The sequence below is a fragment of the Nonomuraea sp. PA05 genome, assembly GCF_008086045.1.
GTDB classification, from domain to species: domain Bacteria; phylum Actinomycetota; class Actinomycetes; order Streptosporangiales; family Streptosporangiaceae; genus Nonomuraea; species Nonomuraea monospora.
The window spans coordinates 125,490-136,776 of sequence record NZ_VSEY01000039.1; the positions used below are offsets into that span (position 1 = coordinate 125,490).

The following is an 11,287-nucleotide window of genomic DNA, read 5'->3' on the forward strand; positions in this document are numbered from 1 at the left end:
TCTGGGTTTTCTCCGCCGCAATTCCAGCCGTGACCCACTGGTGGACCGGTGCGCCAGACCCACTGGGTGGGCTGGGCAGCAGACAGAGGAATCCGATGCCCAGCGATGCCAGCAGCGCGATGCCGCCGCTCAGCCACGCCCGAATCCATTTCGAGCGTCGATGCCACCTCAACGAGCGCCTCCCATTCAGGCGGGATGGACGGTGTCGGTGCAAATGGATCCTATATCGTTGGCGATGCCGGTACAGACCCTCTTGACAATGAGCCCGGTGCCGGGTGAGCTCAGGCGCGCCTTCTTCCAATCGGCATTGATGTCGGCGTTCTTGTTCACCGTGTTGAGAATTTTGATCCCGCTCTCGATGAGTCCGCACACTGTGCTCGCCACCGTCTCCGCTGGTTTGGCCACGGGTATGTGGGACAGGAAATCCTTCACCTGGCAGACCCCTGGTGTCGTGAGATCGGACTTCTTGTAGATCTCCGACGAGAACCACGCCTGGACGGACGAATAGTACCTCTCGCATGTCTTGGATTTGTTCTTGGTCACACAGGGTCGCTCTTGAGGGGTTGAGTCACAGAAATCCGACTTCGGGTTGGACATGCACCAGTAGATACCATCGGCCAGTTTTCCGCAGTCGCCGACTTTTTTCGTGGCCTTGATGCAGTCGAGTTGGACGACGCCGGCGGCGAAGCAGTCCCCGAGCGAGCCCTTGACCTTCAGGAAGCAACGGACCGTGTCGTTGGCCACCTCCTTGCAGACGGAGTCCAACTGGTCGTAGCCGCTGCGATCGCCCAGGTTCTTGAGCCCGCCCTGGTAGGAGCAGACCGCGTAGACCTCGCCGACCACCGCGCATTGAGACTTGGAACCGTAGTTCTCGCCGTCGACACGGCACCGTTCGTAGGCTCCGGTCGCTCCGACGCAACTGCCGTGGGCGTTGCTGTAACGATGCATGCAGTCGACGTACTGCGGATTGCCTTCGATGCACACGGAACGAGCGATCGACTTGTCGGACCGGCAGGAGTCATAGGCCTCGATGGAGGACTTGCAGAGGCTGCCGCCGCCCTGGGTGACGCAGGCCTCCTTGACGCCGGCACCTTCGCAACTGTCCGACTTCTTGCCTCCCAGGCGGCAGGATGTGTAAGCAACCCCGCCATCCGCGCATGCGTTGTCGTCGCCGAGACCCTTCTTGCAGTCGACGACGAACGTCTTCGTCTCCTTGGAGATTTTCTTTTCCGCGTCGCAGTTGAGCCCGTTCTTGTTCTTGAAGCCCTGATTCGCGCAGGCCTTGTACTCCTTCTCCTTTTCCTTCTTCGTTTGCGTCGTCGTCTTCGCGGGCGTCGTCTTCTTCGACGTCGTTGTCTTCTTCGACGTCGTTGTCTTCTTCGACGTCGTCTTCTTCTTCGACGCGTGCCCGTCCGGGTCCACCGCGGTCAGCGGGTTGTCATTGGCGTAGGTGTAGCGGTTGAGCTGCACGCTGGGGTCTGCGGCCTGGCCGAGAGTGTCCCGGCTGACGAAGCTGCCAGTGCTGGGCTGGTACCAGCGAGAGGCCATGTTCACCTTGCCCGTGTCCGGGTCGGTGTAGCCGCCCTGGTAACCCAGGTCGTGAGCCGGCCCTGTACGGGCGAGCACCTCGCCGAAGGGGTCGAAGGCGACGGAATCGGCCAGGGAAGTGCTCCCCGCCCCGAAGGTGCCAATCAGATCACCGCGCAGGTCGCAGAAGGCCAGCCGCCCGCCCGTTCCATCCGACAAGCCGAGCGTGCGTCCCAGCGCATCGCGGCCGAAGGTCGACTTCACCACGCCGGTGTCGCCATCGGTCACCGCCGTCAAGTTGTTGCTCACGCCGTCATAGACCATCCGGGTGCTCTTGCCGCCTCCGGTACGGGTTTCCACCCGGTCCAGGGCGTCATATTCGTAGACGACGGCGTCGTCGTTGATCAGCCGGTCGAAGGCGTCGAACTTGGTCCGGCGGACGATGCCGGCGGAGTCCTCTGCCAGGGTTCCACGGGCGGTGTACGTATAGGTGTGCCCATCTCCCGAGATGAGACGGTTGCGCTCGTCGTAGGTGAAGGTTTTGTCACCGGCTTTGACCCGGTTGCCTGCCGCGTCCCACTCATAGCCGGTCTTGGTGCCGTCCGGCGCGGTCCAGGAGGTCAGCCTGCTGGACCAGTCGTAGGTGTAGACGTTCTGGCCGGCCCCGGTCGTGCCCGCGGTCGTCTTGGACGTCAGATTGTCGTCCAGGTCGTAGTCGTACTCGATCGACGCGATGGGGCTACCCGCCGAGGTGGTGAGCTGGTCCTCGGTGAGCCGGTTCAGCTCGTCGTAGCTGTAGCTGCGCCGGGCCCCGGAGGCGCCGTAGGCCATCGAAGTCAACCGCGAGTTCTTGTCGTAGTCGTAGTCGATGGTCACCGCGCTGACCGGATCAACGGCTTGGATCTGCCGGTCAGCGTCATCCCATGTGAAGGAGGAGGTGCCGGTCACGTCCAGGCGCTGGGTCAGCCTGCTGTTGGCGTCGTAGGCGTAGGTGCTGACGTCTCCGCCCGCACCGCTGATCTTCAGCAGCAGCCCTCGGTCGTTGAGGGTGAAGGCCTGATCGTTGGCGCTGGTCACCCGGCCCGCCAGGTCGTAGCCGAACGTCTTGGCCTCGGTGCCGGCCTCCGCACCGGTGCCGGTCTGCTGGGTCAGCCGGTCCAGCTCGTCGAAGACCCGGGCGATGCGCACCCCACCGGGAAGCAGGGTGGTCACCGGATTGCCGCCGGCGTCGTAGACGGTGGTCCATGTACGGTCGGCCGCCTGCGGGTGTGCCGCAGTGCTGGGCTCGATCACCGACTCGGTAAGGCCGAGGCTGTTGTAGGTGGTGTAGGTGGCGTTACCGCGCCCATCTGTCGAGCGAGTCTGTTCCCCGGCGGCGTCATACCCGAAACTCGTGGTGATCGTCTCGGTCGCCGACACCGGCTCACGGCGCTCCACCAGCCGGTTGGCCGCGTCGAACACCTGCGTGGTGGTGTGTCCCTCGGCCGACGTCTCGCTGATCAGGTTTTCAGCCGCGTCGTACCCGAACCGCAGAGTACGCAGCACCGCGCCCTGCGCGTTCAGCTCCTGCGTCTCGATCTTCCGCCCTGCCAGGTCGAAAGTGGCCGTGCTGGACAGCCCCAGGGGGTCGGTCGACTTGGTCAGACGCCCGGCCAGGTCGTACGCGAACGTCGTGGTGTCGCCCAGCGCGTTCGTGTTCGCGATCAGCGCGCCGGTGGCGTCGTAGGCCCGGGTGGTGCTGTCCCCGGTCGGCCGGGTGGTCTTCGTGACCCGGCTGGCGTCGTCGTACTCCATCCGGGTGACATAGGTGGCCTGTGTAGGCCGGCGCTCGATGGTGGTCAGCGTGATCTGGCGGCCCAGATCGTCGTACGTGGCCTCCGAGCGGGCACCGGTCGGATCGACCGTCCACAACTCCTCTCCCAGCAGGTCGTAGCCGTAGCTCGCCACAGCGGCCTTGGGCGCTCTGGCTTGCACCTTCCGGCCCAGGCCGTCGTAGACGAAGGTGGTCTCCTGCCCCCTGGCGTCGGTGTTGCTGATCAGCTGGCCGGCCGCGTCGTAGCCGGAGGTGGTCCTTGGTGTGATCGGCTGCCCGCCCGGCGGCGTGTAGGAGGGCATCGTCTGCTCGACCACTCGACCGGCCCGGTCCACGACGCTGGTCACGACCCTGCCTTCGGCGTCGGCCCGGTGCGTCGGCTCCCCGTAGGTGTTGTAGCCGGTTCTCGTCACCGGCCGCTGGGTGGCCGGAGCCGCACCCGCGTGCTCCACCGCCACCGGCGGTGACTGCACCTGCGTGGGCAATTTCAGGGCGTTGTAGGTGATGTCGGTGGTGAACGCCGCCGGGTCGGCGCCCGGCGCGTTACCCCTCGGATCCGTTGTCGCCGTGGTCAGGCCCCGGTCATCCACCGTTACCGTGGTGATCAGTTCCTCTCCGCCGTCGTTGTGCACGACCTCTCGGATCGGTTGGTTGGCGGCATTGTAGGCGTACTCGGTGACCTCGATGCGGTCTGAGCCGGCCGCACCCCGGCTGATCTTGATCACGTTGCCGTTGGCGTCGTAGCTGTAGTCGGCGGCCCGGTTGAGCTTGTCCGGATCCGTCGTAAGCCGGGTCAGCCGCCCCGCGGCATCGTACGTGCCCGCCAACCGCAGCGTGCCGCCATCGGTGGTCTCCTCCACGACGTTGCCCGCCGCGTCGTATACCCGTGACCCCAGCACCACGTCTCGCGGCGTGGTCGATTCGTTGAGCCGCGCCGCCTTGGCGATCCTGCTCGCCGGCAGGTCGTCGCCGTAGTACGTGTAGGCAGTGGTACGGCCCATCGCGTCAGTCTCCGAGGCCAGCCGGCCGCCCGGATCGTAAGCGTACGAGGTCATCGTCACGTCAATGGGCTGCTGCGGGTCGAGCGGGCTGCCGGTCCATGCCTTCAGCGTGCTCGTCGCCAGTTCGCCTCGCGGCGTATAGCCGTAATGGAGGGTGGTACCCCGCTCATCAGTGAAACTGACCTTCTGCCCCTTGTGATCGTAGGCGAAACGCTGCACACCGCCTTCTGGGCCGGTCACCGTCTCCAGCCGCCCGTAGGAGTCGTAGCCGTAGCCGGTGATCCTCGCGGTGTCGCCGCCGGTCAGGTCGGACAGCGTCTCGGTCAGTGTCAACCCGTCCTCGTCATAGGTACGGCTCCACCGCACCGTGTGAGTCACACCGCTGACCTCGTTCTTGACGCCTGCCCCGGTACGCGTGGCGATCCTGCCGAGCGCGTCATAGGTGACCGTCGTGGCCAGCCCCTCCGAATACGTCTTCGAGACCTCGATCTCCTTGACGACCCGGCCCAGCACGTCGTACTCCCGCTTGTACGTGAGCCCTGTCGCCACGGTCTCCACGGCCACGTCGCCGGACGCCGTGTAGGAATAGGTGACCTCGTTGCCGTTGTAGTCCTTGGCTGATTTCAGCAGTCCTGCCGGTGTGTTGCCACCGCCCGCCGCCGCTTCCGTACCGTCTGTGTAGGTTTTCACCGCTGAACGGCCTCGCTGGAAGTCCGCCGTGGCCGGGGTGGTCTGCTTGACCTCTTCGCCGTAAGAGTTGAAGGTCCAGGACGTCTGGTACGTCTCGTCCGTCGATGAGGCCGATCTGCCGTCCCGGTGCGCGATCTTGAGGTCGTTGCGAGCGTCGAAGGGATCGTCCGCGTTGAGGAAGTAGGAGAAGTATTCGGTGGAGCAACTGTCGGCCGCCCGGCAGGTCTTCCTGGACAGCATGTTGCCCCGGGCGTTGTAGGCCGTCTCCACCACGTTGCCGTTGGGGTCGTACTCCTTGACGGGGAAACCGCCTATGTCATAGGTGGACCTCGTCGTCGAGCCGGCTTGGTCGGTCACCGACACCTGCCGGTAACCACGCTGCGCGTCGGCGACGTAGGTGACAACCCCGTTGTGCGGGTCGGTCACCGTCACGGTGGCGAAGGTGGAGAGGGTGGTCTGCCTGGCATACACCGGGTCCGATAGCTTCCACGTGCCGCCATGGGCATCGGTGTGCGTCGCCAACCGGCCGCCGTCGGGGTTGTAGGTGTTGACCGCCCGAACCCGGCCCGACGACTGAGTCACCTTGGTCAGCTGCGGCTGCGGCTTACCGGCTGCGAAATGCCGCTGTACCGCCGCCGCGCCGAGCGGCTTGCCGTAGATCGCGACCTCGTCGATGTCGCCGTTGAACGGGAACAGCGCGGCGCCGCTCGTGGTGGACGGCCAGGCCGGAGAGCTGTAGCCGGAGCCGATCCGGGTCTCCGCCATGTCACCGTGCTGGATCTCCCCAGCCAGGGTGCCCACCGCGACGCCGTCGAGGTGGAGCGTCTGCGTATGCTCCGCCGGCGCCGAACTCGTGGCGGGCTTGGTCTCCACCGCCGACAGCACCACATGGTGCCAGGCCCCGTCGTTCACCGCCGTGGAGGAGGTAATCGGGGTGTGCGCGATCGTGGACGGGCCGGTGTAGAACTGGCCGCGCAGCTTGCCGTCTGTGCCCACGTACACCGCCGGCACGGACGTCGCCGGCGTGTTGTCGGCGGTGTCCTGCATGCCGATGACCGTGCCGGAGGCGGTGGTCTTGAACCACGCCTCGACCGCCACCTCCCCGCCCTGGCCGCTCACGGCGTTGCGCGGCAGTTGCACGAAGGTCGAGGTCGCCGCTCCCTTGAAGCGCATCGCCGTGTCCGGAGACCCGGCCGGCGCGCCCGGCACCCGGGTGCCGAGGTCGGCCGGGGTGGTTCCGTTCAGCTTGGCCTGCTCCTCGGTGATGTTCCAGCCGGCCGCGCTCGCGACGGTGGTGCCGGTGCGGGTCTCGGCCTCGTTCAGCCGGTAGTAGTACTCCGGCCGCGAGTCGGTGATGACGCTCTTGTACTTCGAGCCCGATCCGTAGGTGTAGGTGGTGCAGGCGGTCGCCGACGTCGGCGGGCAGGCCTTGACCAGCTGATCACCTTCGTAGGTGTAAGTCCAGGTCAGCGGCTTGCCGTCGACCGGGTCGGTGGACACGGTCCCGACGTGGGCGCCTGTCCAGGTGAACGTGAGCGACCGGCCGCCCGTCGCGGTCACCTTGGTCAGCTTGCCGTCGGTGCCTCGGGTCAGCTCCTGTGCGCGTCCCCGATGGTCAGTGATCCTGGTGAGGCGGCCGGAGGCGTCGAACCAGTAGGAGGTGGCTGATTTGTCCATCAGTCGCCAGCCGCCCGCCTGTTCGGCGGCCAAGGTGGCGAACGTCCCCTGCGGAGGGGCGAAGGTGCCGTTGCCCGTGGGCGCGAACCGCATCTGCTCGCCGCCCGGGTAGGTCACCAGCAGGCTGCCGGTCGGCTCCACCTCGATCCGCATGTCCCAGCGGGTCGTCCAGCCGGTGCCGAACATGCCGTCGGTGCGCGGGTCCAGGCTGTTGTAGGTACGGCTGACGTTCAGCGGCGGCCCCACCACCGCCACCGAGGCGTCGGTCGCGGTGTGCGCGAAGTTGCCCGAGGTGTGGTTGAACTCGCGTCCCTGCGTGCCGGCGGCCAGCAGCCCGTTGATGCCGCCCTGTTCCGGCGCCGGGGTGAAGGTCCGCCACGAGGAGGTCACCGTGGTGTAGGTCGTGGCGGCCTTGGCCATCCACGAATACGTCTCGCCCCACTTCAACCGCTTGTCGTCGACCTGCCAGACGCCCTGCTTGGACCACTCCTCGCTCTCCTGGGCGGAGTCCTTGCACCAGCGCCAGTTCGGTGCGCTGCCCGCGCAGAGCTGGAACCAGTACTTGACCTCGCCGCCGTTGAAGGGCCGCGCGTTCGCCGACAGCACCGGCGTCAAGGTATCCACCTGGCTGTTGTTCGCCGGGGAGAACGACTCGAACGGCAGCGCCGCCACGGTCGCGTACACCCATTGCGACCACGGCCCCGACACCGCGGAGGTGGTCGTGGCCCGTGCGCGCCATCGGATGTGCCAGCCGTCGGTCAGCTTGCCGGCCGGGACGGCCGTCCAGGCGTTGGTGCCGGACGCGTACTCCTTGTCCGAGGTGCCCGACCAGATCAGGCCCGTGCCCTGGTCGCCCTTCGCCGGATCGTGCTCCACCTCGACGTCGAGCTTGCCTGGCCGGTTCTGCGGGTCGGTCATCTTGGCGTACATCCACGGCGTCAGCGACTCCGCCGTCCACGACGTCGTCCCGCGGATGGCCGGAGCCATGGCCAAGCCGTCAACGCCCGGTTTCGTGAGGTCGATGGTGGCGTTCTGCCAGGCCGACCACTCGCCTTCGGCGCCGGCGGTGGTGACGCCACGCACTCGCCAGCGGATCTTCATGCCGTCGGTCAGCTTTCCGGCCGGCACCTGCAGCCAGGCGTTGCCGCCCGAGGCGTAGGCGGTCGTGCCCGTGCCGGACCAGATCGGCCCCGTCCCCTGCCCGGTCGCGGCCGGGTCGTGCTCGATCTCGGCGCCCAGCACCAGCTTGGACCCGCCGGCGTCGACGACCTTCGCGTACAGCCATGGCGTGGTCGAAGCCACCGTCCACGCGCTGGTGCCGTGGGTGGCCGGCACCGCGCCCAGCCCGCTGCCCGCCGTTCCGCTGACCTGAACCGTGGCGGCCTGCCACTCGGACCATGGACCGGCCGCGCCGCCGGAAGTGGACACGCGCACCCGCCAGCGGATGAGCCAGCCGTCCTTGAGCTTGCCCGCCGTCACCGCCGGCGACTGCACCCAGCAGGGGATCGTCGGCGAGCACGCGCCACCGTAGGTCGCGCCCGTGCCGGACCAGATCAGCCCAGAACCCTGGCTCGACACCGACGGGTCGTGCTCGACCTGCGCCTCCAGCCGCAGCGGCCGTGACTCCGGATCCGTTCCATAACCTGAGAACGACGGCTGTGTCGAGGACAACGTCCACAACCCGGACGCCGCCTGACCCGGCGAAGCCGCCAGCCCCGACACCACCGGCTTGGTCGTGTCCACCCGGGCGGCCTGCCACTCCGACCACGGGCTCGCCGCTCCACCGGTGGTGGACACCCGCACCCGCCAGCGGATCAGCCAGCCGTCCTTCAGCTTCCCTGCCGTCATCGCCGGCGACTGCACCCAGCACTTGATCGACGTGGTGCAGGCGCCGCCGTAGGTCTCACCCGTGCCGGACCAGATCAGCCCGGAACCCTGGCCGGCCGCCGACGGGTCGTGCTCGACCTGCGTCTCCAGCCGCAGCGGCCGTGATTCCGGATCCGCCCCGTAGGCGGAGAACGACGGCTGCGTAGCGGACAACGTCCACAGCCCGGACGCGGCCTGCCCCGGAGACGCCGCCGCTGCGGACGCCACCGGCTTGGACGTGTCCACCCGGCCGGCCTGCCACTCCGACCACGGGCTCGCCGCTCCACCGGTGGTGGACACCCGCACCCGCCAGCGGATCAGCCAGCCGTCCTTCAGCTTGCCCGCCGTCATCGCCGGCGACTGCACCCAGCACTTGATCGACGTGGTGCAGGCGCCGCCGTAGGTCTCACCCGTGCCGGACCAGATCAGCCCAGAACCCTGGCCGGCCGCCGACGGGTCGTGCTCGACCTGCGCCTCCAGCCGCAGCGGCCGCGACTCCGGATCCGCCCCGTACCCCGAGAACGTCGGCTGCGTCGACGACAACGTCCACAACCCCGACGCCGCCTGCCCTGGCGAAGCCCCCAGGTCCGACACCACCGGCTTGGACGTGTCCACCCGGCCGGCCTGCCACTCCGACCACGGGCTCGCCGCTCCACCGGTAGTGGACACGCGAACCCGCCAGCGAATCAGCCACCCGTCCTGCAACTTGCCCGCCGTCACCGCCGGCGACTGCACCCAGCACCTGATCGACATCGAGCACGCGCCGCCGTAAGTCGCGCCGGTCGCCGACCAGATCAGCCCTGTCCCTTGACCGGCCGCCGACGGGTCATGCTCGACCTGCGTCTCCAGCCGCAGCGGCCGCGACTGCGGATCCGCCCCGTAAGCGGAGAACGTCGGCTGCGTCGTGGACAACGTCCACAACCCCGACGCCGCCTGCCCCGGCGAAGCCGCCGGCCCCGACGTCACCGGGTTCGAGGTGTCCACCCGGCCGGTCTGCCACTCCGACCACGCACCCGCCACCAGCGCGCCAGGTGATTCCGTGGACTGCACCACCGCACGGACGCGCCACCGGATCAGCCAGCCGTTCTGCACCCCGGTCACCGCGGGTGACTGGTGCGAGGCGGAGCAGGTTTGGCCCGTGAAACAGGTCTCCGCGAAGGTCTTGCCCTGGCCCGACCAGATCAGCCCCGAACCCTGGCCGGACGCTGACGGGTCGTGCTCGACCTCCGCCTCCAGCACACCTGGCCGCCGATCGACATCGGAGATCGTAGCGGTGAAGACCGGGCCCGCGCTCGGCAAGATCCACGTCCCGGAGACCTGCTGGCCGACGGACACGGACACGCCGCCGACCGACGGCCCCGGCGGGATCGTGTTGAACACCTGCGTGTCCACCCGAGCCGACACCCAAGCAGACCACGGCCCCGACGTCCCAGAAGACGTCGTCGCCCGTGCGCGCCAGCGAATCTGCCAGCCGTCGGACAGCTTCCCCGCCGGCACCGCCGCCCAGGCGTTGGTGCCGGGCGCATACGCCTTGTCCGAAGCCCCCGACCAGATCAGGCCCGTTCCCTGGCCGGCAGCGACCGGGTCGTGCTCCACTTCCACATTGAGCTTGCTGGACCGGTTCTCCGGATCGGACACCTTCGCGTACAGCCAAGGCGTCACCGACCCTGTCACCCAGGACGCCGAGCCCGGCAGGGCCGGGTCCATGCCCAGCGACTCCACCGACGGCTTGGTGAGATCGACAGCCGCCGGCACCCAGTCCGACCATGGGCCGGCCACACCGGAGGCGGTCTCGCCGCGTGCCCGCCAGCGGACCTTCATCCCGTCCGCCAGCTTCCCCGCCGGCACCCGCACCCACGCGTTCTCGCCTGAGCCGTACGGGCGTTCGCTCTTGCCTGCCCAGATCGAACCGGTGCCCTGGCCGGTCGCGGCCGGGTCGTGCTCGATCTCCACGGCGAGCGCGGCTTCCCTGTTCTCCGGGTCGGTCACCTTGGCGTAGAGCCACGGCGACGTGGCCGCGGTCGTCCACGTCCCGGCATCCCAGGTCGCGGGCGTCATCGCCAAGCCCGCCACCGAGGGCTTGCGAAAATCAAGGGTGGTGGGGAGCCAGTCGGACCACGGGCCGGCCACACCGGAGGTGGTCTCGCCACGCACTCGCCAGCGGACCTTCATGCCGTCGGCCAGTTTCCCCGCCGGTACCTGCACCCACGCGTTGCCGCCGGAGGCGTAGGCGGTCGCGCCCTTGCCCTCCCAGATCACGCCCGTGCCTTGAGCGGGCACGGCGGGGTCGTGCTCGATCTGCGCCCAGAGCCGCGAAGCACGCGAGTCGGGGTCACTGACCTTGGCATACACCCACGGCGTCGCCGAGGAAGCCGTCCACGACTCCGCGCCCTTGGTGGCTGGAGTCAGCCCGGCTTCGGAAACAGCCGGTTTGGACACATCTACGGCGGCGTTCTGCCAGGCCGACCACTCGCCTTCGGCGCCGGCGGTGGTGACGCCACGCACCCGCCAGCGGATCTTCATGCCGTCGGTCAGCTTTCCGGCCGGTACCTGCAGCCAGGCGTTGCCGCCCGAGGCGTAGGCGATCGTGCCCGTGCCCGACCAGATCGACCCCGTCCCCTGCCCGGTCGCGGCCGGGTCGTGCTCGATCTCGGCGCCCAGCACCAGCTTGGCCCCGCCGGCATCGACGACCTTCGCATACAACCAAGGCGTG

The 11,287-nt window shown here is 68.2% G+C and carries 1 protein-coding gene; it reads right to left on the reverse strand.

The genetic code is table 11. From position 1 onward, the window contains the following. Nucleotides 1–186: 186 nt before the first annotated feature. Nucleotides 187–11,277: an RHS repeat-associated core domain-containing protein gene (locus FXF51_RS45360; RefSeq protein WP_222871756.1), complete on the reverse strand. Its 11,091-nt coding sequence runs from the start codon at nucleotides 11,275–11,277 to the stop codon at nucleotides 187–189. Between the last annotated feature and the right edge of the window lie 10 nt (nucleotides 11,278–11,287).